The sequence below is a fragment of the Microbispora hainanensis genome, from assembly GCF_036186745.1.
Taxonomy (GTDB): Bacteria; Actinomycetota; Actinomycetes; order Streptosporangiales; family Streptosporangiaceae; genus Microbispora.
The window spans coordinates 8480917-8504654 of sequence record NZ_CP108086.1 but is presented as its reverse complement, the minus strand read 5'-3'; the positions used below and the strand labels follow the sequence as shown (position 1 = coordinate 8504654).

22 protein-coding genes are annotated in these 23738 nt (G+C 72.2%); 12 read left to right on the top strand and 10 right to left on the bottom strand.

The window, feature by feature from the left end; translation table 11 throughout:
• Positions 1–21: 21 nt before the first annotated feature.
• The gene (locus OHB01_RS38465) at positions 22–777 is read right to left on the bottom strand and encodes an SRPBCC domain-containing protein (RefSeq protein ID WP_328854694.1); all 756 of its coding nucleotides are present in this window, start codon (positions 775–777) and stop codon (positions 22–24) included.
• On the bottom strand, positions 777–1379 hold the full coding sequence (locus OHB01_RS38460; RefSeq protein WP_185948917.1) for an ArsR/SmtB family transcription factor: 603 nt from the start codon (positions 1377–1379) through the stop codon (positions 777–779). Before OHB01_RS38460 ends, OHB01_RS38465 begins: the two co-directional genes overlap by 1 nt.
• Before the next feature lie 185 nt (positions 1380–1564).
• Here OHB01_RS38460 and OHB01_RS38455 point away from each other — a divergent pair, with 185 nt between their 5' ends.
• The 3 genes from OHB01_RS38455 to OHB01_RS38445 all read left to right on the top strand — a co-directional run bounded on the left by OHB01_RS38455 (position 1565) and on the right by OHB01_RS38445 (position 4827).
• Positions 1565–2182 carry a hypothetical protein gene (locus OHB01_RS38455; protein WP_142645630.1) on the top strand — a complete coding sequence of 206 codons (618 nt, stop codon included), beginning with the start codon at positions 1565–1567 and terminating at the stop codon, positions 2180–2182.
• 22 nt (positions 2183–2204) lie between these two features.
• A complete protein-coding gene (locus OHB01_RS38450) occupies positions 2205–2489 on the top strand; it encodes a hypothetical protein (RefSeq protein ID WP_147943234.1) in 285 nt (94 codons plus the stop codon).
• 157 nt (positions 2490–2646) lie between these two features.
• Complete coding sequence (locus OHB01_RS38445) at positions 2647–4827, top strand: S8 family serine peptidase (RefSeq protein WP_142645628.1); 2181 nt, start codon at positions 2647–2649, stop codon at positions 4825–4827.
• Positions 4828–5149: 322 nt separating this feature from the next.
• Here the strand turns inward: OHB01_RS38445 and OHB01_RS38440 are convergent, their stop codons facing one another.
• Positions 5150–5419: a DUF1876 domain-containing protein gene (locus tag OHB01_RS38440; protein WP_142645627.1), complete on the bottom strand. Its 270-nt coding sequence runs from the start codon at positions 5417–5419 to the stop codon at positions 5150–5152.
• 157 nt (positions 5420–5576) lie between these two features.
• Here OHB01_RS38440 and OHB01_RS38435 point away from each other — a divergent pair, with 157 nt between their 5' ends.
• Positions 5577–6437 (top strand): universal stress protein, encoded by an 861-nt coding sequence (locus OHB01_RS38435; protein WP_142645626.1) that lies wholly within the window; start codon positions 5577–5579, stop codon positions 6435–6437.
• Between the two features lie 333 nt (positions 6438–6770).
• Here OHB01_RS38435 and OHB01_RS38430 read toward each other — a convergent pair whose 3' ends face one another.
• The gene (locus OHB01_RS38430) at positions 6771–7202 is read right to left on the bottom strand and encodes an Hsp20/alpha crystallin family protein (RefSeq protein WP_142645625.1); all 432 of its coding nucleotides are present in this window, start codon (positions 7200–7202) and stop codon (positions 6771–6773) included.
• Positions 7203–7303: 101 nt separating this feature from the next.
• Here OHB01_RS38430 and OHB01_RS38425 point away from each other — a divergent pair, with 101 nt between their 5' ends.
• Both OHB01_RS38425 and OHB01_RS38420 read left to right on the top strand, forming a co-directional pair.
• Positions 7304–7987 carry a class I SAM-dependent methyltransferase gene (locus OHB01_RS38425; RefSeq protein ID WP_142645624.1) on the top strand — a complete coding sequence of 228 codons (684 nt, stop codon included), beginning with the start codon at positions 7304–7306 and terminating at the stop codon, positions 7985–7987.
• A gap of 40 nt (positions 7988–8027) precedes the next feature.
• Complete coding sequence (locus OHB01_RS38420) at positions 8028–8426, top strand: cupin domain-containing protein (protein WP_328854693.1); 399 nt, start codon at positions 8028–8030, stop codon at positions 8424–8426.
• On the opposite strand, the gene OHB01_RS38415 is transcribed toward OHB01_RS38420, so the two are convergent.
• Together OHB01_RS38415 and OHB01_RS38410 are read right to left on the bottom strand one after the other, a co-directional pair.
• Positions 8427–8969 carry a dephospho-CoA kinase gene (locus OHB01_RS38415; protein ID WP_142645622.1) on the bottom strand — a complete coding sequence of 181 codons (543 nt, stop codon included), beginning with the start codon at positions 8967–8969 and terminating at the stop codon, positions 8427–8429.
• Between the two features lie 328 nt (positions 8970–9297).
• Positions 9298–9588 carry a hypothetical protein gene (locus tag OHB01_RS38410; protein WP_142645621.1) on the bottom strand — a complete coding sequence of 97 codons (291 nt, stop codon included), beginning with the start codon at positions 9586–9588 and terminating at the stop codon, positions 9298–9300.
• Between the two features lie 153 nt (positions 9589–9741).
• On the opposite strand from OHB01_RS38410, the gene ppgK reads away from it, so the two are divergent.
• The 3 genes from ppgK to hrpA all read left to right on the top strand — a co-directional run bounded on the left by ppgK (position 9742) and on the right by hrpA (position 15327).
• Positions 9742–10500: a polyphosphate--glucose phosphotransferase gene (gene ppgK, locus OHB01_RS38405; protein ID WP_328854692.1), complete on the top strand. Its 759-nt coding sequence runs from the start codon at positions 9742–9744 to the stop codon at positions 10498–10500.
• Positions 10501–10701: 201 nt separating this feature from the next.
• Positions 10702–11205 (top strand): winged helix-turn-helix domain-containing protein, encoded by a 504-nt coding sequence (locus tag OHB01_RS38400; RefSeq protein ID WP_142645619.1) that lies wholly within the window; start codon positions 10702–10704, stop codon positions 11203–11205.
• A 72-nt stretch (positions 11206–11277) separates the two neighbouring features.
• Positions 11278–15327 carry an ATP-dependent RNA helicase HrpA gene (hrpA, locus tag OHB01_RS38395; protein ID WP_328710635.1) on the top strand — a complete coding sequence of 1350 codons (4050 nt, stop codon included), beginning with the start codon at positions 11278–11280 and terminating at the stop codon, positions 15325–15327.
• 152 nt (positions 15328–15479) lie between these two features.
• Here the strand turns inward: hrpA and OHB01_RS38390 are convergent, their stop codons facing one another.
• Positions 15480–17009 carry a gamma-glutamyltransferase family protein gene (locus tag OHB01_RS38390; RefSeq protein ID WP_328854691.1) on the bottom strand — a complete coding sequence of 510 codons (1530 nt, stop codon included), beginning with the start codon at positions 17007–17009 and terminating at the stop codon, positions 15480–15482.
• 64 nt (positions 17010–17073) lie between these two features.
• Between OHB01_RS38390 and OHB01_RS38385 the strand changes: the two genes are divergently transcribed.
• A complete protein-coding gene (locus OHB01_RS38385; RefSeq protein WP_147943229.1) occupies positions 17074–17727 on the top strand; it encodes an HAD family hydrolase in 654 nt (217 codons plus the stop codon).
• A gap of 318 nt (positions 17728–18045) precedes the next feature.
• Here OHB01_RS38385 and OHB01_RS38380 read toward each other — a convergent pair whose 3' ends face one another.
• Complete coding sequence (locus OHB01_RS38380) at positions 18046–18618, bottom strand: hemerythrin domain-containing protein (RefSeq protein WP_142645615.1); 573 nt, start codon at positions 18616–18618, stop codon at positions 18046–18048.
• A gap of 131 nt (positions 18619–18749) precedes the next feature.
• Between OHB01_RS38380 and OHB01_RS38375 the strand changes: the two genes are divergently transcribed.
• The gene (locus tag OHB01_RS38375; RefSeq protein ID WP_142645614.1) at positions 18750–19811 is read left to right on the top strand and encodes a LacI family DNA-binding transcriptional regulator; all 1062 of its coding nucleotides are present in this window, start codon (positions 18750–18752) and stop codon (positions 19809–19811) included.
• On the opposite strand, the gene OHB01_RS38370 is transcribed toward OHB01_RS38375, so the two are convergent.
• Positions 19795–21312 (bottom strand): serine/threonine-protein kinase, encoded by a 1518-nt coding sequence (locus tag OHB01_RS38370; RefSeq protein WP_328854690.1) that lies wholly within the window; start codon positions 21310–21312, stop codon positions 19795–19797. The genes OHB01_RS38375 and OHB01_RS38370 overlap by 17 nt on opposite strands.
• Before the next feature lie 35 nt (positions 21313–21347).
• Positions 21348–22661 carry an SGNH/GDSL hydrolase family protein gene (locus tag OHB01_RS38365; RefSeq protein WP_142645612.1) on the bottom strand — a complete coding sequence of 438 codons (1314 nt, stop codon included), beginning with the start codon at positions 22659–22661 and terminating at the stop codon, positions 21348–21350.
• Positions 22662–22938: 277 nt separating this feature from the next.
• Here OHB01_RS38365 and OHB01_RS38360 point away from each other — a divergent pair, with 277 nt between their 5' ends.
• A complete protein-coding gene (locus tag OHB01_RS38360; protein ID WP_142645611.1) occupies positions 22939–23736 on the top strand; it encodes a tyrosine-protein phosphatase in 798 nt (265 codons plus the stop codon).
• Positions 23737–23738 lie beyond the last annotated feature (2 nt).

Sequence of the window (23738 nt, the reverse complement as noted above, 5' to 3'; positions counted from 1 at the left end):
GTACGGCCGGGCTCACGAGGGTCAGGGGAAGAGCCGGGAAAGCCAGGACCGCCAGGCGGCCTCGACCTGCTCCTGCTCGGCGTCCTCGGCGAAGACATGGTGTCCGAGGACCACCACGTTCCCCCGCTTCGGGCCGGAGTGGATGAACCGGTAGAGCCCGTCGGTGGTCCGCACGCCGAGGAAGCCCGGGAAGCCGGTGTAGTCGACCACCCCGTCCTCCGGCGGCAGCCCGTCCACCGCGAGCCGTACGGGGTCGCCCAGCCGGACCGTGGCAGGCAGGCCCAGCGCGTCCTTGATCGCCGCCCAGGCCGGCTCGCTCTCGGCCGCCTGGGGGCGTGCGGCGGACACGACCGTGACCGGGCGCCCGCGGAAGTAGGTGAGGTATTGGACCAGCTTGTGCAGGTACATGTCCCAGCCGACGCCCATCGCCTCGAACTCGGTCTCCCAGTCGTCGCCGAGGAAGCCGTGCTGCACCAGGCGCAGGACCGTGCTGCCGTGCTCGCGCCCCTCGATGAGATATTCCATCGCCGTGAACGTGCCGTCGGGGTTCTCGTCACTGCGGAACGCGAACCGCTTGCCGGGCTCGTACGAGGTCACGGTGGTGCTCTCGCTGTTGCCGAACATGGTGAACCGGCCGCGGCCGCCCTCGACGGGCTCGATCTCGGTGCGTCCCATGAACCAGGAGTCCACCCCCGGACCGGTGGCGATCGCCTCCCAGACCTGGTCGGGGGTCGCGTCCAGCTCGATTTCCTTGTGCAGCTCGAACTCGTGCGGCACTAGCGCTCCTCGGTGTCGGCCGTCCGGGGGACGGCGGGATGGACGGCGACGACCAGACGGTGCTCGCGCCCGCCTTCGGCCGAGTCGTCGTGATACTTGGTCACGAGCGCGGCCACGGCGGCCGACAGCTCCTCGGCGAACGCGGCGCGGTCGGCGGCGGAGGCGAAGCGCACCCTGCCGTCGATGGCGAACGTCGCGAGCTTCTTGCGTGCCTGGGACGCTCCCACGATCAGCGTGCCCACGTCGCGTACGAGCTGGGCGGCGAGCGCCAGCAGCCACCGCGCCGACAGCCGGTCGGGTGAGCGCGACGGGTCGGGCGCGACCGACGCGAGCGCGGCGGGGGAGATCACGAACGACGCCGCCGTCGCCCGCATGACCCGTTCGTTGACGTTGCCCTTGCGGCGCTCCTCGACCAGCTCGACGAGGCCGTGCCGCTCCAGGGTCTTGAGGTGGTAGTTCACCTTCTGCCTCGGCAGCCCCACCTTGGCCGCCAGCATCGTCGCCGAGTTGGGTTCCGTAAGCTCGGCGAGCAACCGCGCCCGCATCGGATCGAGCGACGCCTCCGCCGCGGCCGGGTCCTCGATCACCGCCACGTCTTTCATGCCCAAAGCATCGCTCCCGACAAACTAATTTGTCAAGGCAAACAGAGATGTCGGCTGGTCGCCGGAGTCCGAGTGCCAAATCGGCCTTATCTACTCATTACGCCTATAACGTTGTGCGACGGATCTGTCACGCGATGTAATCACATCGGCGATGGGTCGGACCTACTGGCTCCGAAGGAGTGAATATGACGTTCACAGCTATGAACCCCACGACCATGGCGACCACGCTGGGGTACGGCGCTCAGCACCAGATCTCGCCCCTGCAGCAGCTCGGCCAGCAGATCCCGGGCATGCAGCACCAGCTGTCGCCGCTCGCGATGCTTCAGCAGCAGGAGGAGCAGATCCTCCCGCAGGAGCACCTCGTGAGCCCGGTGACCTTCTGGACCAAGGTCGCGCGGTGCAGCGTGCGTTACGGCGCTCCCGCGGCCCGCCAGATGCTGGAGGGTGTGCTCTACCAGCACCAGATCCGCGAGCAGATCCAGCAGCAGGTTCAGCAGCAGGTGCTCCCGCCGCAGGTTCTGCAGGCCCTCCAGGCCATCCAGGCCCAGGCCCAGCAGCTCCCGCAGGTTTACGGCCAGCCGTACGCCGCCCAGGCGTACGCGCAGCACCCCGGCCAGCAGGCCCTGCAGCTCGGCATTCAGCCCGTCATGCCCCAGCACCTCCAGGCGGCGTACGGGCAGCAGGTGCCGCTGACCATGCAGCCGCTGTCGCAGGTCTACGGCCAGGGCTACGGCCAGGGTTACGGCCAGCTGCACCAGCAGGCCGCTCAGCAGGTCCCGGTGCCGGCCGGTGCCGCACTCTGATCGGAGGAACACCGTGGAGTCGATGGGTCCCGGGATGGGTCCGGTGACGCCCCCGGCCGTGGGAGTCGCGATGGGGCATCCGGCGCCGGTCGCGCCGCTTCAGGCGCACTGCGCCATGACGCTCCAGCGGCTGTACGGCTGGCTGCAGGCGTCACTCCCGCAGGCGCCCCAGGTCGCGGGGATCGTCCCGCTGCTGGTGCAGGCGGTACAGCTGTACCGGGCCGGGAGGTACGACGCGTGCCTGGCGCAGATCCAGTTCGCGCTCGGCGCCGTCGCCCCCGGACGGCCCATGGTTCCACTGCTGTGACGTGATCACCTCGGTGGCCCGGACCGGTCGGCGGCCGGTCCGGGCCCCCGCCGTCCCGAGACCGGCGAAATGTGATGACAGAGCCTGAACTGCCGTTCGTGCCCCCACGGGGCGCGGCCGGCCACACCAGCCTGAGCTGGGGAGAGTCGAGACGTTTGTGACCAGTAACGACAAGCCCAAGGACGGAAGCGAGGAGCCGCGCCCGGCGTCCCCGCGGGGGCGGCAGGCGTCCCGTCAGGCGCCGCAGCCGGTGGAGCCCCGGCCACGGCGCTACATGGTGGCCGCGCTGCCCCAGCCGCATCCGGCGGCGCCGGGAGCGGCCGTGCCGGCTCTCGACGGCGACACGGTGCGCAGGCTTCTGGAGGACGACCCCGAGGTGCGCGTGTTGCGCCGCCTGCGGGGAACGGCGGGGAACCCGGGGGCTCAGGCTCCCGGGTTCCCCGCTGTGGTCGTGGCGGAGATGACCGCGGAGCACGTCGAGGCACTGCGGCGGCAGTATCCGCAGCTCTACTTCGAACGCGACCGGCTCCTCACCTACAGCGACGTGCCCCAGCCGCCGCGCAGGCGGCGGTCCGCCCCGGCGGTGGTGCCGCCGGGCGTGGAGAGCACGTTCACCTTCCTGGTCAGGGACGCGGACGGCACGCCGCTGCCCGGCGCGAGCATCCTGGTGACCGGGCACGGCTGGCCCGCCCAGACGTCCACGGGGGCCGACGGCCGCGCGGTGATCACGGTGGTCGGGGAGACTCCGGAGTCGATCAACGGGGTGACGGTCCGGCCGCGCTCCGGCTACTGGAGCGTCCACATCGACCGCCCGGCCCTGTCCACGACCCGGGACAACCTGATCGAGCCGGTACGCCTGTCGGAGACCTTCGCCGGGTTCCCCGGCAGGCAGGTCTTCGGCTGGGGCCAGCAGGCGATGAACCTCGACCGCCTGCCGCCCACGCTGCGCGGCGCGGGGGTCAGGATCGCGATCATCGACTCCGGGGCCGACGTACGGCACCCCGACCTGCGCGACCGCGTCCACGCCGGTGTCGACCTCGTCGGCGGCGAGCCGGACGGCTGGTCCGTCGACGCCGCCTACCACGGCTCCCACTGCGCGGCCGTCGTCTCGGGGGCCGACGACGGCCGCGGTGTCGTCGGCTTCGCCGTCGAGGCCGAGGTGCACGTCTGCAAGATCTTCCCGGGCGGGCGGTTCAGCGACCTGATCGAGGCGCTCGACTACTGCGTCGAGCAGCGGATCGACGTCGTCAACCTGAGCCTGGCGAGCAGGCATCATTCGCCGCTCGTCGCCGCGAAGATCGACCAGGCGCGCGAGGCGGGGGTGGCGTGCGTGGTGGCCGCCGGCAACGACGGCGGGCCGGTCGGCTTCCCGGGCATCCTGCCGGGCGTGCTGACCGTCGCGGCCGTCGGCAAGGCGGACGCGTTCCCGCCCGGCACCGCCCACGAGGCCGAGATCCGCGGGCCGGTGACGGGTGACGGCTTCTTCTCGCCGCGCTTCACCTGTCATGGTCCCGAGATCGACGTGTGCGCCCCGGGTGTGGCCGTCCTGTCGGCCGTACCGCCGGACGGGTACGCCGCGCTGGACGGCACCTCCATGGCCGCGCCGCACGTCGCCGGCCTCGCGGCCCTGGTGCTCGCCCACCACGGCGACTTCCGCGGCCCCTTCAGCGGACGGGACGCACGGCGGGTCGACCACCTCTTCCACATCATCAAGTCGAGTTGCGTGCCGCTGAACCTCGGCGACCTCCACCGCACCGGCGCGGGGATGCCGAACGCGCTGCGCGCCCTCGCCCCGGCCCTCGCGCAGATCACGCCGGAGCCGATCGAGGCCGGCACGCTGCTCGGTCAGCTCACCGCCGAGATGACCGGCGCGGGACTGCTCGTGCCGGCGGCCGGGGGACCGGACGGCGAAGCCGGGCACACGGGCCAGGACGGCCAGGCGGGCCCGGGGGCGCAGCCCGGCATGGCCCCGCAGGCCGCGTACGGCGTGGGTGCCTCGCCCAACGGGCCGGTGCCCGGCGGTCTCGTCACCGGGGGCCGGCGCGGGCGCACCACGTCGACCGGCGGCACCTCGTCGTCAACGGGCCGGGGCGGCACGGGAAGCCGGGGCAAGCGCGGGGGGACGGCCGCCGACCGCCCGTACGCCATCGGACCCGGCGGGGGCCGGACGCCTGGCCGCGCGGCGGGCGACGTCCCGGGGCCTCCCCGTACGGCCAACGGCACGCCGGCCGGCGGGACCGGCCCGGCCGGAGGCGAGCAGGCCGCCATGGCCTGGCTGAGGGAGGAGATGCGGGCCGCTGGGCTCCTCGGCGACGACCCGGCCGACCCCGCGGAATGACACACCGAGATGTAAGACGCCGTGCACTGTGACGCCATGTGATGTGACGCCGTGCACTGTGACGCCATGTGATGTGACGCCGTGCACTGTGACGCCATGTGATGTGACGCCGTGCACTGTGACGCCATGTGATGTGACGCCGTGCGGTTTGGCGCCGTGTGATGCGACGCCGTGCACTGCGACGGCGTGGAACGAGGGCATGGGGCGTGGACTCCCGGGGGACTCCGGCGGAGCCCCCGGGTGCCGGCTCTCCGCTACAGGTCCGCTCTCCGGCGGCGTCCTCCGGCAGGCACAGGCCGCCGCCGGAGAGCGGGCCACGGTCTCAGTACGACTCGTAGGCGGGACCGGCGAGCTGCGCCACGTCCTCCGCGCCGTCCCCGATGAGCTTCGCCCCCAGGTCGGCGAGGGCCCGTCCGGCCGCCAGCTCGTCACCGATCTCGGGCACGGGCCGGTCGGCCGGGTTGCGGCGAGCTCGGCCGACGCTCTCGTGGCGTCGTCCCGCGGGCGTGTAGAGCACGGCGGTCGCGGTGGTGACGTCGTCGTTGTCGTCCTCGTTGACGAAGATTTCGACGGTCCAGCGTTTCGATTCCATGTCGGACCACCTCCAGGACTCCAGCATCCCTCTCGGCCGAGTGGCTCCGGCAGCGGCCCCGGGCTGAGGACCTACGACCCTGGAGGGCCATGGCCGCCGGTGGTCACATGGAGAAGGGCTCCAGGCCGGAAGGCCGGTGAGGAAGGAAGGAGCGCCCATGTCCGGCCCGATCATCGTCGGCACCGACGGTTCGCCCGCCGCGACGGCCGCCGTGCGGTGGGCCGCGGACGACGCCGCCCGCCGCGGCTGCCCGCTGCGCTTCGTCTCGGTCGTGGACCACTGGGCCTACGGCATCCCGAAGTTCCCCACCTCGGGCGGCGACCCGCTCACCGCGCACGCCGAGCGGGCGCTGGCCGCCGCCGAGGCCGTGGCCCGCGAACGGCAGCCGGACGTCAAGGTCAGTACGGAGATCATCGAGGGCATCCCCTCCCGCGTCCTGCGGGACAAGGCCAAGGAGGCCGTCGAGATCGTGCTCGGCAGCCGGGGACTGGGCGGCTTCGCCGGCATCGTCCTCGGGTCGGTCAGCACCAACGTCGCCGGGCACGCCCCCTGCCCGGTCGTCGTCGTACGGCCAGGCTGGAGCGGCGAGCGAGGGGAGATCGCGGTGGGCGTGGACGACTCGCCCGAATGCGAGCCCGCCCTGGCGTACGCCTTCGAGCAGGCCAGGGCACAGGGCACCACGCTGCGGGCCGTGCACGCCTGGCACCTGCCCGCCCATCCGCTCGCGCCCGAGATCACCTATGACGTGGAAGAGGTGCGCGAGGCACATCAGCGCGTCACGCGCGAGAAACCGGCGGACCAGCGGAAGCGGTATCCCGACGTGCCGGTGCGTGAGGAGCTCGCCTACGGGCATCCGGTCGACGCGCTCGTCCAGGCGTCACGCGCGGCGGGCCTGCTCGTGGTCGGCTCCCACGGCAGGGGCGCGGTGGGCTCGGCGATGCTCGGCTCGGTCAGCAGGGGAGTGCTGCACCACGCCGAGTGCCCCGTCGCCGTCGTACGGTCCCCGTCTGCGTCCTGAACCGTGCCCTGAACCTGCCCTGAACCTGCCCTGAACCGAACGCGCCGCCGGAGCCGGCCGGCCGTGAAACCGGACGAAGTGAGCCGGAGTGAGCTCTGAGCGGAGCGCGCCGCGCCTCAAAGCAGGCCCATGCATGGCGAGCGGGCGAGCCCTGAGCCGTGGCAGTGCGTGCCGTGCCCGGGTGAGTGAGACGCCTGCGCCCCCCGCGACCGTGCGTGCCGCCCCTTGAAGCGAAGCACGAGAAAGCGAGCGGGCGCCGCCGGGCGAACGTCGAGCGGACGAACCCGGGCCCGCCCGCGCGACGCGGACGGGCCCGGTGTTAGCCGCCTCAGCTCAGCTCTTCTTCTTCCCCGGCATTTCGACGGGGATGCGCTTGCGCTCCTCCTTCTCTTGGGCGAGCCGCACGCTCACCTCGAGGATCCCCTTGTCATAGGTGGCCTTCACGTCGTTCTCGTCCACGTTCGGCGGCAGCATGACCGACCGGGTGAAGGATCCGTACCGGAACTCGGTGCGGTGCGCCTGCCGCTCCTCGTGGCGCCGCTCCGCGTGGATGGTCAGCATGCCGTTCGACACGCTGATCTCCACGTCCTTGTCCGGGTCGATCCCGGGCAGTTCGGCGCGCAGCACGTATCGGCCGTTCTCTACGTAGTCCTCAAGCCGCATCTGCTGTCCGGCCATCGGCCGGAGCGCGGCCAGCGGTGCCTCCAGCAGGTCGAACAGGTCGGGAACGAGACCCCTGGACTCGCGTCTCGTCGGAAGGCTCATGCCTGTCACCTCCGGTCCGGAGAACTCATCATTAACGACATACCCGGAAGAAATCGGACAAATCGCCACGACTGGACCGCCCGTGATGCAGGATGGTGATCATGCCGCCAGAACGCATCTATCAAGGCACCGGCCCCGGTCCGATCACTCCGGACGGGTGCGCCGTCGATTACTACGCGATGCTCACGCCCGACGGCGAACCCGAGATCGTCCACGCCGCGATACCGGAGGGCGCCGCGATCCTCGAACTCGGCGCGGGAGCGGGCCGGATCACCCGCGCCCTGCTCGCGCTCGGTCACGAGGTGGTCGCCGTGGACGAGTCGCCCGAGATGCTCGCGCACATCAACGGGGCGGAGACGGTCCTGTCCCGCATCCAGGACCTGTCCCTGGCCCGGATGTTCGACGTGGTCCTGCTGATGTCGTACGTGATCGACACCGCCGACGACGACCTGTGCCGGGCGTTCCTGCGGACCTGCCGCCGCCACGTCGCCCCGGACGGGTGCGTGATCCTCCAGCGCCAGCCGCCCGAGTGGTACGACACGGTGGAGCCGTCGGAGAGGCGCCGCGACGGACGGGTGATCCGCATGAGGGACGTGAGCCGGCCCGAGCCGGATCTGCTCGCCGCGACGATGGAGTATGTCGTGGGGGACCGGCGGTGGACGCACACGTACGTCAGCAGGCGCCGTACGGACGCCCGGTTCGAGGAATTACTGTGCGAGGCCGGGCTCACGATGGAGGGCTTCCTCCACGGCGACCGGCGATGGGTGCGGGCGGTGGCGGCATGACGCGACCGGCCCGTGGTGAAAGCGGTGAAAGGAGTGCGCGATGAGGTTCGTACGCGAAGGTGACATCAAGACCGTCCGGCCGGGGCCGGAAAGGTTCACCGGCGGCGTGTGGGAGGCCCCGACGCTGGAGGAGGCGGAGCCGGACGGCCTGCGTGCCCAGCGATTCTCCTACGACCCGCAGGCCCGCTCGGGCTGGCACACCCACGACGGGGAGCAGGCGTTGTACGTGCTGTCGGGACGCGGGGTGGTGACGCGCTGGGGCGAGACGACCGGCACGCGCATCGGGCCGGGCGACTGGGTCCACGTGCAGCCGGGCGAGAAGCACTGGCACGGCGCCGTCGACGACGACACGCTGGTGCACATCGCCGTCACGGCGAGCGGCGCGACGCACTGGCACGGGCCGGTGACCGACGAGGAGTATCGCGCCGGCCTCGGCTGATCAGCCGGTGACGATGACGAGGCCGGCCCGGGAGCGCACGTCGTGGCGGGCGTAGTACCGCTCCTCCTGCTCGGCCCAGCGCCGCCAGTGGGGCGCGTACAGTTCACCGTCGCGGGCGAGCGCCCGCGCCCTGCGGATCTCCTCGCCGGCCTCCAGCCACACCAGCCCGCTGAGGTACGGCTCCGCCTCGCGGGCGCCGCAGCCCACGCCCTCGATCACGACCGTGTCCGACTCGGGGAGCTCGTGCCATTCGGCGTACCGGCCCCGCGTCCAGTCGTAGCGCCGCCAGCGTGCCCGGCCCCCTCTGCCCAGGGGACGCAGCACCCACTCCAGCAGGGCGTCCACCCCGGCCTGCAGGCCGTCCCAGCCGTCGTACAGGTCGTCCATGCGGACGACCGGCGCGTCGAGCTCCGTGGCCACGGCGGCGGCCAGCGTCGACTTGCCCGCACCCGAGCGTCCCTCGACGGCCAGGACACGGGTGCCGGCCACGCGGGCGGGCCGCGTGCGCAGCCAGCGCGCGACGGCGGCGGGATCGGGGGTCACGCGCGCCGAGCCTAACGGAGCGTCGGCGTGCCGGATCCCGTCGCCTCCGCGTGCCGGCCGCCTGCTCGCAGGAGCGGTGGCGCGCGCGGCCGGACGCGCGGCTCATTCTCCGAGGCCGCTCAGAAGCCGCTCGGAAGTCGCTCGGAAGTCGCTCGGCTGCCGCTCCAAGGTCGTGGTCGGGATGCCCAGGGCCCGAGCGGGACGCCGGGACCGGCGCGCGGTGCCCGCCGCGGCCACGACACTTCCCGGCGACGCCGGGAGCACGCGAAGCGGCCCGGAGGGACCGGCCGGTCCCTCCGGGCCGCTCGCGGAAACCCTGACCCGGCCGCTACACGCCGGCGCGGGTGGGGCGGCGGATGTCGCTGCTCTGCTCCTGCCACTCGGGGGTCTCCCGCCCCTTCTCCTCGGTCATCTCCTCGATGCGCAGGGCGATTCCGATCGCGAAGAAGGTCGGCGCCCACTCGCCGACGAACAGCGCCCAGCGGTCGGCGCGCTCGATGCCGGCCGCCTCGAATTTGTTCGAGATGATCCAGGAGGCGATCGACATGCCGATCGACCCCATAGCGGCGCCGTACATCACGCTGGAGCGCAGTCCCATTTTGTGGAGTGTGCTGATCATGCGTGTCCCCCTTGTGGTGTTTTGCCCCGATTCGGGGCGTACCCGGCCTGACCTTCCGTAACCCGGCCGGTCCTGCGACGCCGTGCGATACTCGCGACCGCGCATGAGGCGGCGGCGGCCGGGTAGCCGTCCGGCCGTACCAGGAGGGGAGTCATGGAAGTTCTGGGCATCGACATCGGCGGTTCCGGGATCAAGGGCGCCACGGTGGACACGGCCGCCGGTGCGCTCACCCGGGAGCGCCTGCGCATCCCCACGCCGCGGCCCGCCGTGCCGGGGGCCGTCGCCCAGGCCGTACGCGAGATCGTGACGCACTTCGACTGGTCCGGCCCGATGGGCGTCACCTTCCCCGGAGTGGTCCTCGACGGGGTCGTCAGAACGGCGGCCAACGTGGACAGGTCGTGGATCGGCGTGAGGGGCTCTGACCTGTTCGGGAAGCAGGCGGTGGTGCTCAACGACGCGGACGCCGCCGGTGTCGCCGAGATGACCTTCGGCGCGGGGCGGGGCCGGCGCGGGGTCGTGCTCGTGCTGACCTTCGGCACCGGCATCGGCAGCGCGCTCTTCGTGGACGGCGTGCTGGTGCCCAACACCGAGTTCGGCCACATCGAGATCCGTGGCAAGGAGGCCGAGCACCGCGCCTCCGACCGGGTGCGCGAGGAGAAGGACCTGAGCTGGGAGAAGTGGGCCCGGCGCGTGGAGGAGTACCTGCGGCGCATGCGCGACCTGCTGTCGCCCACCCTGATCGTCATCGGTGGCGGCGTGAGCAAGAAGGCCGCCAAGTTCCTGCGGTACATCGACCTCGGGGACACCCCGGTGGTGCCCGCCGTGCTGCGCAACGAGGCCGGGATCATCGGCGCGGCGATGGCCGCGGCGGAGGCGGCGCGCACGCCCGTGGCATCCGCGGGGCATCCCTGAGCATCCCCGGACATTCCTTGAGTGATATAAGTCCCTTATTCCTACCTGGACAGCGGGTAATGTCACTGTCATGATGGCCTCATGAACTCCTCGGGGAGGTTGACCCAGCGCCGGCACATCGACCTGCTGCGCGTCTGCGCCGCCGCCTGTTGACGACCGCGGTCACCACCGTCCGGTACGCCACGAGGCAAGGAGAGGGACATGTCCCACCAGAACGTGATCGACTTTGTGGAACGAAGGCGCGAGCAGGGCCATGAGCCCCCTGATCTCGGGCAGGGGTCCGTACTCGGCGTGCTGCCGGTGCCGGAGACCGGCGCCGCGCTGATGATCGTGGGCTACCTGGTGCCCGCCGGAGTCGCGGCGGAGGCGCCGGAGCAGCCGGCCGCCGTCCTGCAGAGGCGGGCGGCCGCGGCCGAGGAGGACCTGGTCCTCGACCGGGCCGCGCGGGTGGCCCGGGCGGGCGGCGAGGAGATCGAGCTGACCTTCCGGGAGTTCGAGCTGCTCGACTACCTCAGCTCGGCCCCCGGCCGGGTCTACAACCGCCGCCAGCTCATGGCTGCCGTCTGGGACCGGTACGACGACGAGGGCGGCCGTACGGTCGACGTGCACATCCTTCGGCTGCGCCGCAAGCTGGGCCGGCACGCGGGCCGTATCGTGACCGTCCGCAACGTGGGGTACAAGTACCAGCCGGCGCGCCGCCACTGACACCACCCCGGAAGGGCCGCCGGAAAACCGCTGGCAGATCGGCGGGGGGCGTTGCCTATCCTTGAGCATGGAATGAACACGCTCGCCGATCTCCAGGCCCGCCTCCCCGACCTGATGCTGCGCGACCAGCGCAGGCTGCGCCGCCGTCTCGACGGCATGCGCCGGGTCCGCGACCGCGCCGCCCGCCAGTCCGTCGTCCAGGAGATCGCGGGGGACGTGGAGGCCGCGGAACTCCGCGTGGCCGCGCGCCGCGCCGCCGTCCCCGCTATCAGCTATCCACCCGAGCTGCCGGTCAGCCGGCACAAGGACGACCTGCTCACCGCGATCAGGGACCACCAGGTCGTCATCGTCGCCGGCGAGACCGGCTCGGGGAAGACCACCCAGATCCCCAAGATCTGCCTGGAGCTCGGCCGGGGGGTCCACGGGGTCATCGGCCACACCCAGCCGCGCCGCATCGCCGCCCGCACGGTCGCCGAGCGCATCGCCGAGGAGCTGTCGATCGAGCTGGGGGAGGCGGTCGGCTACAAGGTCCGCTTCACCGACCACTCCAGCGACGGGACGCTGGTCAAGCTGATGACCGACGGCATCCTGCTCGCCGAGATGCAGACCGACCCGCTGCTGCTGCAGTACGACACGCTGATCATCGACGAGGCGCACGAACGCAGCCTCAACATCGACTTCATCCTCGGCTATCTCAAGCAGCTCCTCCCCAGACGGCCCGATCTGAAGGTCGTCATCACCTCCGCGACCATCGACCCCGAGCGGTTCGCCCGGCACTTCGCCCAGCCGGGCGGGGAGCCGGCGCCCGTGATCGAGGTGTCCGGGCGCACCTATCCCGTGGAGGTCCGCTACCGCCCGGTCGACGAGGACGACGACCAGACCCAGGCCATCGTCGACGCCGTCGACGAGCTGTGCGCCGAGGGGCCGGGCGACATCCTGGTCTTCCTCAGCGGCGAGCGGGAGATCCGCGACACCGCCGACGCGCTCAAGGGCCGTCCCGAGGAGGTCCTCCCGCTTTACGCGCGGCTGTCGGCCGCCGAGCAGCACCGGGTCTTCCAGCCCCACCGGGGCAGGCGGATCGTGCTGGCCACCAACGTCGCCGAGACCTCGCTGACCGTTCCCGGCATCAAATACGTGGTCGACCCGGGCACGGCGCGGATCTCCCGCTACAGCCACCGGCTGAAGGTCCAGCGGCTGCCGATCGAGCCGATCTCTCAGGCGTCGGCCAACCAGCGCAAGGGCCGCTGTGGCCGTACGTCGGACGGCGTGTGCATCCGGCTCTACTCCGAGGAGGACTTCCTCTCCCGGCCGGAGTTCACCGATCCCGAGATCCTCCGTACGAACCTGGCGAGCGTCATCCTGCAGATGACGTCGCTGGGCCTGGGGGACATCGCGGCGTTCCCGTTCGTGGAGCCGCCGGACAGCCGTCAGGTGAGGGACGGCGTCAACCTGCTGCTCGAACTCGGCGCCCTTGAGGACAAGGGCGCCGACAGGGGCGCGGGCCAGGAGACCGACAGGGGCGACGGCCGGGAGGCGGACAAGGGCACAGGCCGGGAGACGAGGAGGGACGCAGGCCGGGATTCCGGGAAGGGCGCGGCCCGCGATTCCGGGAAGCGGGAGGCGAGGAAGGGCCCGCAGCTCACGCCGCTCGGGCGCAAGCTGGCCCAGCTCCCGGTGGACCCCCGCCTCGCCCGGATGGTGCTGGAGGCCGACAAGAACGGCTGCGCCCGCGAGGTGATGATCATCGCGGCCGCGCTGTCGATCCAGGACCCGCGCGAGCGGCCGGCCGACAAGCAGCAGGCGGCCGACGAGAAGCACCGCCGCTTCGCCGACAAGGAATCGGACTTCCTGACCTATCTCAACCTCTGGAACTACCTGCGCGAAAAGCAGAAGGAGCTGTCGTCGAGCGCGTTCCGGCGGCTGTGCAAGGCCGAGTTCCTCAACTACCTGCGCGTACGCGAGTGGCAGGACATCGACAGCCAGCTCCGCCAGGTGGCCAGGACGCTGAACGTCGTGCCCAACAGCGTTCCCGCCGATCCCCAGCGGATCCACCAGTCGCTGCTGGCCGGCCTGCTGTCGCACATCGGGGTCAAGGACGTCGTCGAGAAGCGCAGGCAGGAGGGCCGCAGGCCGATCACGGAGTACATCGGTGCCCGCAACGCGCGCTTCGCGATTTTCCCCGGCTCGGCCCTGGCCAAGGCGCAGCCGCAGTGGGTGATGTCGGCCGAGCTGGTGGAGACCTCCCGGCTGTGGGCCCGGGTCAACGCCAAGATCGAGCCCGGCTGGATCGAGCCCCTCGCGCAGCACCTGGTCAAACGCACCTACAGCGAGCCGCACTGGGAGAAGGACCAGGCCGCCGTCGTCGCGCTGGAGAAGGTCACGCTGTACGGCGTGCCGATCGTGACCGAGCGGAAGGTCAACTACGGCCGCATCGACCCCGAGCTGAGCCGGGAGCTGTTCATCCGGCACGCGCTGGTCGACGGCGACTGGCGCACCCACCACAAGTTCTTCCACGAGAACCGCAAGCTGCTCGAAGAGGTCGAGCGGCTGGAGGAGAAGGCCCGCCGCCGCGACATCCTCGTGGACGACGAGACGCTGTTCGACTTCTACGACCAGCGGATCCCCGCAGACGTGGTCTCGGGCAGGCACTTCGACAGCTGGTGGAAGAAGGTGTCGCGGGAGACGCCCGACCTGCTGACGTTCTCGCCGGAGATGCTGGTCAACGACAGCGCCGGGGTCAGCGCCAGGGACTACCCCGACGCCTGGCGGCAGAACGGCCAGCGGATGCGGCTGACCTATCGCTTCGAGCCCGGCGCGGTGGAGACGGGCGAGGCCGACGGCGTGACCGTCCACATCCCGCTCGCGGTGCTCAACCAGGTCGACCCGACCGGCTTCGACTGGCAGATCCCCGGCCTGCGCGAGGACCTCGTCACCGCGCTCATCCGGTCGCTGCCGAAGAACCTGCGCCGCAACTTCGTGCCCGCCCCCAACTACGCCAAGGCCGTGCTGGAACGCGTACGGCCCGGGGGCGAGCCGATCCTGGAGGCGCTGGAGCGCGAGCTGCGGGCGCTGACCGGGGTGGAGGTGCCGCGCGACGCGTGGGCCCTCGACCAGCTCCCCGCCCACCTGCGGATCACCTACCGGGTGATCGACGACCGCAAGCGCACGGTGGACGAGGACAAGGACCTGGAGGCGCTCAAGCGGCGGCTCGCGCCGAAGCTGCGCGCCACGCTGTCGAAGGCCGCCGACGACCTCGAACGCGACGGCCTGCACGGCTGGACGATCGGCACGCTGCCGCAGGTGTTCGAGCAGGGCAGGCTGCGGGCCTACCCGGCCCTGGTGGACGAGGGCACGAGCGTCGCGGTCCGGATGTTCGAGACCGTGCGCGAGCGCGACCGGGCCATGTGGGCGGGCACCAGGAGGCTGCTGCTGCTCAACGTGGTCAGCCCGGCCAAGTCCATCCTGCGCACCCTGACCACCGCGCAGAAGCTCGCGCTCAGCCGCAGCCCGCACGGCGGGGCCGCCGCCCTGTTCGACGACTGCACGGCGTGCGCCGCCGACAAGCTCATGGCCCAGGCGGGCGGGCCCGTCTGGGACGAGGCCGGGTTCGAGCGGCTGCGCGACCACGTGCGCGCCTCGCTGTTCGAGACGACCGAGGAGGTCGTCTCCCGGGTGGAGCGCGTGCTGGCGGTCTGGCACGCCGCGCAGAACCGGCTCGGCGCGCTGGGCGGCGGGGCGGCCGACCTCAAGGCCGACATCGCCGACCAGCTCGACGGGCTGGTGCACGACGGGTTCGTCACCGAGACGGGATACGACCGGCTGCCCGACGTGCACCGCTATCTGCGGGCGGTCGAGCGCCGGCTCGACAAGCTCCCCGACGACCCCCGCCGCGACCGCGAGTGGATGCACCGCGTGCACGACATCGAGGACGAGTATCGCGACCTGCTCGACCGGCTGAAGCCCGAGGAGCGGGACGCCGCGGCCGTACGGGACATCCGGTGGATGATCGAGGAGCTGCGGGTGAGCTTCTTCGCCCAGCAGCTCGGCACTCCCACGCCGGTCTCGGAGAAGCGCATCCGCAAGGCCATGCAGCAGGTCGAGTCCGCCGCCCGGGTCGGCTGACCCGGGCGCCGGGCCCCCTGCCGCCGGAACTCGGCGGCAGAGGTGCTCAGCGGCAGGGGCCCCGGCGAAGCGACTGAGCGAGACGACTCAGCGACACCGCTCGCCGACACCGCTCGCCGACACGGTGCGGCGACACGGTGCGGCGATACCGCTCAGCGGCCGAGTGCGGCGCCGATCAGCGCGCGGGGGTCGGCCGCCCCGGCGAGCACGCCCGACGGGAGCCGGTCGATCATGTGGGCGTGGCCGAAGCCGGAGCCCCACTCCACCGGCTCGACCGTGTGCCCGCGCTCGCGCAGGCCGTCGGCCCACGGCGCGCCCTCCTCGACCTCCACGACGGGGGCGGACCGCCAGGTGTCGAAGCCGGTGCCGCTGCCGAGCGCCCAGCGGGGGGCGCCGATCGCCTCGCCGGGCGTCTGGTCGTGGGCGAGCAGCCGGGTGACGAGCTGCAGCAGGATCTGCGGCTGCGCGTCGCCGCCCATCGTGCCGATGACCGTGCGCAGCGCCCCGTCCGGCCGGGTGATCAGCGCCGGGCACAGCGTGTGGGGCGGCCGCCGGCCCGGGCCGTACTCCGCGGGGTGGCCGGGCGTGAGCGAGAAGCCGATGCCGCGGTTGTGCAGGTTGATCCCGGTGTTGGGCTCGAAGAGCAGGCTGCCGAAGCCCGAGGCGTTCGACTGGATGAGCGAGACGCCCATGCCGTCGCCGTCGACTACGCACAGGTACGTCGTGTCGCCCGGCCCGGCGGGAGCGTCGGGCACGGGGGAGCGCCGCTCGGTGTCGATCATCGCGCGGCGCGCGGCGGCCGTGCCGAGCGGCGCGACGGCGGCCTCGTGCAGGACGTCCAGGCGGTCGTGCCCGGCCGCCCTGGCCGCCTCCACCAGCAGATGGGCCCAGCGCGGGTCGGCCGGGTCGGCGGGCCGCTCCAGTTCGGTGAGGATCTCCAGGGCAAGCAGGAGCAGGTAGCCCTGGGAGTTCGGCGGAACGGTCCAGACCCGGTGCCCGAACGCCTCGACGCTCAGCGGCTCCACCCAGTCGGCGTTCGGCCGGGCCAGGTCCTCCTCGGTGTATTCACCGCGGCCCAGCTCCAGCAGGCCCTTGCCGAACTCGCCCTGGTAGAACGCCGCGCGGCCGCCCTCGGCGAGCGCGGTGAGCGCCCTGGCGACGCCGGGCCTGCGGATCACGTCCCCGGCGCGGCGGACGGCCGCGAAGTCCCGGGCTCCGGCCAGCGAGCCGATGAACTCCCCGCCCGGGGCGAGCAGCGGCGAGGCGGGGAAGCCCTCCGTCGCGAGGCGGATCGCGGGGGCCAGCAGGTCGCCGAGCGGCAGGCGGGCCCACCGCTCGTGCAGCGCCAGCCACCCGTCGGCGCAGCCGGGCACCGGCACCGAGCGGATGTCGTACAGGTGGGGCATCCGGTCGAGGCCCTCGGCGCGCAGCCGGTCGGGATCGGCGCCCGAGCCCGCCCGGCCCGAGGCGTTGAGCGCGCTCACGGCGCCGTCGTGGACGAGGGCGAACAGGTCGCCGCCGAGACCGCACATATGGGGGGCGGTGACCGCCAGTACGGCGTTGGCGGCGATGGCCGCATCCACCGCGTTCCCGCCCTTGTCCAGCATGGCGACCCCCGCCGCCGAGGCCAGATGATCGACTGTGCACACCATGCTGTTCAGGGCATACCGAGTCTCGCTCACGTTGGGCGATGTTACGGCACACCGTAGAGTTGCGGCCGTAACAGGACGAAAGGGAGAGGCGGTTATGGTCCGGGCGCTCGTGTTCGACGTGGGAGAGACGCTCATCGACGAGACCCGGATCTGGTCCCGGTGGGCCGACCGGCTGGGCGTGCCGCGCCTGACCTTCATGGGGGTTCTCGGCGGCATGGCCGCGCTCGACCGCAGCCACCGGGAGGCGTTCGAGCTGATCAGGCCGGGGATCGACCTCGACGCCGAGATCGAGGCGTGGCGGCGCGAGGACCCCGACGGGCTGCGCGAGAACTTCGACGCCGAGGACCTCTACCCGGACGTGCGGCACGCCCTGGCGGCCCTGCGAGAGGCAGGCTACGACCTGATCGTCGCGGGCAACCAGCCGCCCCAGGCGTACGACGCGCTGGTCGCGATGGACCTGCCGGTGGACGCGATCCACACCTCGGCGGGATGGGGGGTGGAGAAGCCCGACCCCGGGTTCTTCGCCAAGGTCGCGGCCGTCTGCGGGCATGAGCCGGGGGAGATCCTCTACGTCGGCGACCGTCTCGACAACGACGTCCTGCCGGCCGCGCGTGCCGGGATGCGTACGGCCCTGCTGCGCCGGGGACCCTGGGGCTACCTGCACTCCGAGCGCCCGGACGCCGCCCGGGCCGACCTCGTTGCCGACGGCCTCACCGATCTCGTCCGCCTGGTCCCCACCCTCACCTGACCTCCGAAGCTGCCAGGGTATTCGGGCATGGAGCGGTCCGGCCGATGCTGTCCCAAGGAGGGGGCGGCCGCCGCTGCGGATACTCCGAAAGATCTCCCGAACATGCTCTGTTGTATTACGATCACTTTCCGTGCCCGTTGATGTCGGCAGAAATCAGCTACGCGCGAGCTTCTCCCTCCAGAGAGGTGCCTGGCCTACACGCCGAGCGGTCTCGTCGTCAGCGCGGCCGGCCCCGACCCGAGGTGGGAACCCATGATCGCGGCGCTGTACGCCTGCCTGTGACGGCCGGCCGGGGAACCGGCGGCGCCGCGACCCGGTTCAGCTCTGCGCCTGCTTCTGCTGCTTGACGGCGGAGACCAGCTCGTCCTTGGTCATCCCCGACGCGGCGTCGACGCCCAGCTCCTTGGCCTGGTGCAGCAGCTCGTCCTTCGTCCGCGAGCGCGGCTTGATCGGCGCGGCGAGCACCTCGGCCTTCCGCTTGCTGAACGCCTTGCCGAGCCGCACCCGCTCCTCGAAGGGGACGGCCTTCTCCAGCACCGGGAGGATGTCGTGCTCCTCTTCCTCGACGTGGTGCGTCACCGCCTCGATCAGCTCGTGCAGCAGTGTCTCGAACTCGGGGCTCTCCGGGGCGGTCTCCAGGAGCCGGGAGATCATCTCCTCGGCCTCGTGGTGCTCCTCGGCTCCGTGGTGGACCTCCTCCTTCTCGTCGGGCCGCCGCCTGGCGAGCACGGGGTAGACCTCGTCCTCCTCGCCCTCGCTGTGGGCGATGAACTTCGCCGCCAGCTCCGCGAGGAGAGCCGGCCGGTTCTCCGGCATCTTCCGGAGCCGTTCGAACAGCGACTCCACGTCGCGGTGATCTTCCTTGATCAGGCTGATGACGTCGGTTGCCATGGGTTTCCTCCTGTGCGTGGACGCGCTCGCACTACCCGAGGTCACCGCGCTCACACCGGAGATGCCGAGATGAGCGTTTCGCAGCCGTTCGTACGCGGATGACGGCGGACCGTGTCCCGTAGACTCGGCTCATGATCGAGGGAGGCCGGTCGCGCAGGCTCCGAGGCCCTCGGCGCGGCGACCTCAGCGTCGCCGCGATCGCCGAGCTCGCCGGGGTCTCACCGCCGACGGTCTCGAAGGTGCTGCACGGCCGGACCGGCGTGGGGGAGAGCACCCGGCAGCGGGTGGAGGCGCTCCTGCGCGAGCACGGGTTCCGCAGGCAGGTGCCCGCCGGGTCGGCGTACGGCCTGGAGGTGGTGTGCAGCAACATGCTGGGCTCCATCGCCGTCGAGATCATGCGGGGCGTCGAGCAGGTCGCGGCCACCCGTCAGCTCTTCGTCGGCTTCACCGACGTACGTTCACGAGTCACGGCGGGCCTGCCCTGGGTGGAACCCCTGTTGCTGCGGCAGCCGGTGGGGGTGATCGCCGTCGTCTCCGGATTCACCACCGAGCACCGCGACCTGTTCGAGGCCGCGGGCGTCCCCCTCGTGGCGCTGGACCCCACCGGGGACGTGCATCCCACGCCGTCGGTGGGATCGACCGGCTGGAGCGGCGCGCTCGCGGCCACCCGGCACCTGCTCGACCTGGGGCACCGGCGGATCGGCGTGATCACCGGGCCGGCCGACTTCCTGGCCTCGCGGGCGCGCCTCGACGGCGTCCGCGCCGCCCTGGACACCGCGGGCGTCCCGTTCGACAAACGGCTCATGCGTGACGGGCCGTTCCTGTACGAGTACGGCCGGGACCTCGGGGCGGAGCTGCTGGCCCTGCCCGACCCTCCGACGGCCATCGTGTGCGGCAACGACCTGCAGGCGTTCGGCGTCTACGAGGCCGCCCGGCTCGCCGGTCTGCGCATCCCCGACGACCTCAGCGTCGTCGGGTTCGACGACATCGAGCACTGCGCCTGGGTGGCGCCGCCGTTGACGACGGTACGCCAGCCGTTCTTCGAGATCGGCGCCACCGCCGCGCGGATGGTGCTGGCGCTGGCCGACGGGGAACGGCCGTCCGAGACGCTCGTCGAGCTCGGCACCACCCTCGTGGTGCGCGACAGCACGGCCCCGCCCCGCCGGAACGCCAGGATCAGGAGTCCTTGGTGAGGGTCCCCTCGTAGGCGAACAGGCCGAGGTCGTCGGTGTGGCGATAGGCGAGGGCGTTCCCCCGCCGGGTGAGCACGACGTCGCCGGGGACGCACTTCGGGACGTCCTCCAGCCGGAACGTGAGCGCCGAGCCGGACGCCCCCGTCAGCCGCAGCGTGCCGTCGCAGGAGTTCGCCGGCTCCTTCCATCTGCCGGACGGCTCGCCGGCCTTCAGCTCGATCTCTATGTCGTACTCGCTCGTGAGGAGACCGGCGGTGGGTGCGATGTGCCCCCGCCACTTTCCCTCGAACGCCTGGGGGATGCCCGCGGGCGCGGATGTGGTCGCCGGGTCCGTCCCGCCGCCGTATCCGCCCGCGTCTGTCGTCGTGGCACCGGTCGGCGCCGGGCTCGCCGCCTCCGTGCTCTGGACGTACGAGGGCGCGGTCGGCAGGGGCGTGGGGGACGGCCCGCCGGACATCGCGGCCAGGCGCGGCACCAGCAGCGCGGCGGTGATCCCGAGAGCCACCACGGCGGCGCCGGCCCCGGCCAGGACCCGCAGGCGCGACCCGCCCCGGCCGCCCCCGGGCATGCTGTCCGCCGCTCCGCCTCCGGGGGCGGTATGCGCTCCGGCCGGGCTCGCCGACGGCGAGGTCGCCGAAGTCGGATCGTACGGCTGCGCGGGCCCGCCGGGAGAGACGTTCGCCGCCGCCCCCGTACGCCCCGGGAGGGTCGGGGTGCCGACCAGTTCGAGCAGCAGGTCGCGGGCGGTGGGGCGGACGGCGGGATCCTTGGCGAGGCAGCGTTCGACCAGCGCCCGCAGGGGCGGGGGCACCGGCGTCAGATCGGGGAAGGTCGTCATGATCCGGTGCAGCACGGCGGCGACGTTCCCGGCGCCGAACGCCGCCCTGCCGGAGGCGGCGAAGACGATCGTCGCGCCCCACGCGAACACGTCGGAGGCGGGAGAGGCCGGATGCCCCGCGATCTGCTCGGGCGCCAGGTAGGCCGGGGTGCCCACCGGGCCCGCGGTCATCGTCTCGCTCTCGTCGTGGCGGGCGATGCCGAAGTCGACCACGCGGGGGCCGTCCGGCCCCAGCAGCACGTTGGCCGGCTTGAAGTCGCGGTGCACGATGCCCGCGCCGTGGATCGCCGCCAGCGCGGTCGCCGTCCCCACCGCGAGCCGTTCCAGCTCGCCCCCGCGCAGCGGGCCCGACGCGGCCACCCGCTGCTGCAGCGAGGGGCCGTCGACGAACTCGCTCACGACGTACGGCTCGCGCCCGTCCACCATCGCCGTGATCACCCTGGCGGTGCAGAAGGGGGCGACGCCGCGCAGGACGTCGAGCTCGCGCGCCAGCCGTGCCCGGACGACGGGGTCGAGCCCGGTCTTGAGCACCTTGACCGCGACCGGGGCGCCGTCCGGGGCGTGTCCCAGATAGACGACGCCTTGGCCGCCCTCGCCGAGACGGCCGCTGATACGGAACCCGCCGAGCGTGCGCGGGTCGTCTGGCTCAAGGGGGGCGACCATGGTCACACGGTAGCGACCCCGTGGCCGTTCCGGGATCAGAGCATGCGGAGGTTCACCGCGTCGGCGAGCGCGAGCCGCCCGGCGTCACTGAGGTGCAGGTGGTCACCCGAGTCGTACGGGACGGCGAGCTGCTCGGGGAAGTCGGGGTCGCGTACGGCCCGGTCGAAGTCGAGCACGCCGTCGAACATCTTGCTCGTGCGGATCCACGTGTTCAGCCGCTGCCGGAGCTCCTCGCGCTCCGGGGTCCAGGTGCCGAAACCGTAGAACGGGGTGAGCGTCGCGACCAGCACCTTGACCTTGCGGGCGTGCGCCGCCTGGACCAGCCGCTTGTATCCGTAAACGAGCGGCTTGATCGAGGTGTACTCGCCCCGGGAGATGTCGTTGATCCCCTCGTAGATCACCACCGTGCGCACCCCGGGCTGGCTGAGCGCGTCGCGGTAGAACCGGCTGACCCCGCTCGGGCCGACGTTGGAGTGCAGCAGCCGGTTTCCGGCGATGCCGGCGTTGAGCACGCCCAGCCGCCGCGACTGCGACTGGCGGGCCAGCCGCTGCCGCAGATAGTCGGTCCAGCGGCGGTTGGCGTCGACGGCCTGGCCGGTGCCGTCGGTGATCGAGTCGCCGAACGCGACCACCGAGCCGATCGTGGTCGCGCCCGCCTCGACCGCGATCCGGTCGAGGAAGTACCACTGGGTGCTCGTGTAGGTGAAGCCCTCGCCGCTCTCCTCCGCCGCGAAGTCCCCCGGCTCGGACAGGTAGGTGGTGCTGTAGGCGCGTTCGTGCCCGGTCACGCCCCTGACCGTGCCGGGCAGGTGGAGGCTGACGACCAGGGCCGATCCGCCGGCGACCCGGCCCGGGATCGGATCGCTCCAGACGGCCTGGCCCGGCGGCACCTTGACCGAGGTGCGCTTGCGGAAGGTCACCGGCCGGTTGGTGCCCGCGATGATCTCGGCGCCGTACGCCTGGACGCCCACGTGGACGTCGGCGAACGTCACCGGCGCCGCCCCGAAGAGGTTGGACAGACGCAGGCGCATGCCGGTGCCGCCGACGCTGGCGCGCACGACCATGCGTATGGTCTGCCCGCCGAGGGCCGCGCTGATCCGGTCGGTCGCGGTGGTCCAGGCGCCGACCAGGCGGTGCTGCGCGCGCGAGTCGTCACCGGGCCTCGGCGCGGCCGTACGCCGCGGGGCGGCCGCCGCCGCGAGCCCCCGGACGGCGGAGGGCGTGGCGGTCGCGGTGCGCGCGGCCGTGAGGGACTCCGCGTGGACCGGCGCCATGGGAAGCGCCACGGTCACGCCGCTGACGGCGAGGGCGAGAGCGGCCATGGTCAACCGGTGCGCCGGCCGTGCCATCCGGGATCCTCCATCTGGGTGTCGCTGGGGGCGGTCCGTCGCGGCCACGCTTCCGATCGCTCCGCCGAGCCCGTTGATCGAAAAGCGTCCGCGAGGCCATACATTACGGCTGTTTGGCGATGACCGGGTGAGAAGTTGACCGTCAGGGGTAAGAGTCGGCAGCTCGTCCGCCTTGGACGGGACTTTTAGGTCATTATCGGGATCGATGCGACGGATGGTGCAGATATTCACTCTGCACTCATTCTTCCGTCATAGCGGGCCGGTTAGGCTCGGCTCGATGAATGCATACGAGCGTTGGATCGTTCTGGAAGGCGCGGCGAACGTACGGGACCTCGGCGGCCTGCCCACGGTGGACGGCGGGACCACGGCGCCCGGCCGGATCCTGCGGGCCGACAACCTGCAGGGCCTGACCGACAATGACGTGGCGTTGCTCGTGGGCGACCTCAAGCTGCGGCACGTGGTCGACCTGCGGTCGCACACCGAGGTACGCCTGGAGGGGCCCGGTCCGCTGACCCGCCTGCCGGAGGTCGGCATCCACCACCACAGCCTGTTCGCGGAGGGCGGGCACCTCACCGACGTCGAGGCCGACACGGTCGACGAGCGGGCACTGCCGTGGCAGGGCGAGCGGGCCGAGGAGGACCTGGCCGAGCTCCGCGTGACCGGCTACTACTACGGATATCTGCGGGACCGGCCCGACTCGGTGGTGGCCGCCCTGCGGGTGCTCGCCCGTGACGACGGCATGGCCGTGGTCCACTGCGCGGCGGGCAAGGACCGCACCGGAGTGGTCTGCGCCCTGGCGCTCGCCGTCGCGGGCGCCACCCGGGAGGCGATCATCGAGGACTACGTCGCCACCGGCGAACGGCTGGAGGGCATCCTCGCCCGGCTGCGCGCCAGCCGCACCTACCGCGAGGACCTCGACTCGAAGCCGGCCGACAGCCACCTGCCGCGGCCCGAATACATGGGGCAGTTCCTGGCGACGCTGGACGACCGGTTCGGCGGCCCTCTCGCCTGGCTGCGCGCCCACGGCTGGACCGACGCCGACACCGAGGCCCTGCGCGGCCGGCTGCGCGACTGACA

Excerpts from the sequence above, each read along its gene's own strand:
- OHB01_RS38430 (WP_142645625.1), bottom strand. The coding sequence starts at position 7,202 with ATGAGCCTTCCGACGAGACGCGAGTCCAGGGGTCTCGTTCCCGACCTG.
- OHB01_RS38450 (WP_147943234.1), top strand. The coding sequence starts at position 2,205 with ATGGGTCCCGGGATGGGTCCGGTGACGCCCCCGGCCGTGGGAGTCGCG.
- OHB01_RS38425 (WP_142645624.1), top strand. The coding sequence starts at position 7,304 with ATGCCGCCAGAACGCATCTATCAAGGCACCGGCCCCGGTCCGATCACT.
- OHB01_RS38435 (WP_142645626.1), top strand. The coding sequence starts at position 5,577 with ATGTCCGGCCCGATCATCGTCGGCACCGACGGTTCGCCCGCCGCGACG.
- OHB01_RS38420 (WP_328854693.1), top strand. The coding sequence starts at position 8,028 with ATGAGGTTCGTACGCGAAGGTGACATCAAGACCGTCCGGCCGGGGCCG.
- OHB01_RS38455 (WP_142645630.1), top strand. The coding sequence starts at position 1,565 with ATGACGTTCACAGCTATGAACCCCACGACCATGGCGACCACGCTGGGG.
- OHB01_RS38460 (WP_185948917.1), bottom strand. The coding sequence starts at position 1,379 with ATGAAAGACGTGGCGGTGATCGAGGACCCGGCCGCGGCGGAGGCGTCG.
- OHB01_RS38360 (WP_142645611.1), top strand. The coding sequence starts at position 22,939 with ATGAATGCATACGAGCGTTGGATCGTTCTGGAAGGCGCGGCGAACGTA.
- OHB01_RS38380 (WP_142645615.1), bottom strand. The coding sequence starts at position 18,618 with ATGGCAACCGACGTCATCAGCCTGATCAAGGAAGATCACCGCGACGTG.
- hrpA (WP_328710635.1), top strand. The coding sequence starts at position 11,278 with ATGAACACGCTCGCCGATCTCCAGGCCCGCCTCCCCGACCTGATGCTG.
- OHB01_RS38365 (WP_142645612.1), bottom strand. The coding sequence starts at position 22,661 with ATGGCACGGCCGGCGCACCGGTTGACCATGGCCGCTCTCGCCCTCGCC.
- OHB01_RS38375 (WP_142645614.1), top strand. The coding sequence starts at position 18,750 with ATGATCGAGGGAGGCCGGTCGCGCAGGCTCCGAGGCCCTCGGCGCGGC.
- OHB01_RS38400 (WP_142645619.1), top strand. The coding sequence starts at position 10,702 with ATGTCCCACCAGAACGTGATCGACTTTGTGGAACGAAGGCGCGAGCAG.
- OHB01_RS38440 (WP_142645627.1), bottom strand. The coding sequence starts at position 5,419 with ATGGAATCGAAACGCTGGACCGTCGAAATCTTCGTCAACGAGGACGAC.
- ppgK (WP_328854692.1), top strand. The coding sequence starts at position 9,742 with ATGGAAGTTCTGGGCATCGACATCGGCGGTTCCGGGATCAAGGGCGCC.
- OHB01_RS38370 (WP_328854690.1), bottom strand. The coding sequence starts at position 21,312 with ATGGTCGCCCCCCTTGAGCCAGACGACCCGCGCACGCTCGGCGGGTTC.
- OHB01_RS38410 (WP_142645621.1), bottom strand. The coding sequence starts at position 9,588 with ATGATCAGCACACTCCACAAAATGGGACTGCGCTCCAGCGTGATGTAC.
- OHB01_RS38385 (WP_147943229.1), top strand. The coding sequence starts at position 17,074 with ATGGTCCGGGCGCTCGTGTTCGACGTGGGAGAGACGCTCATCGACGAG.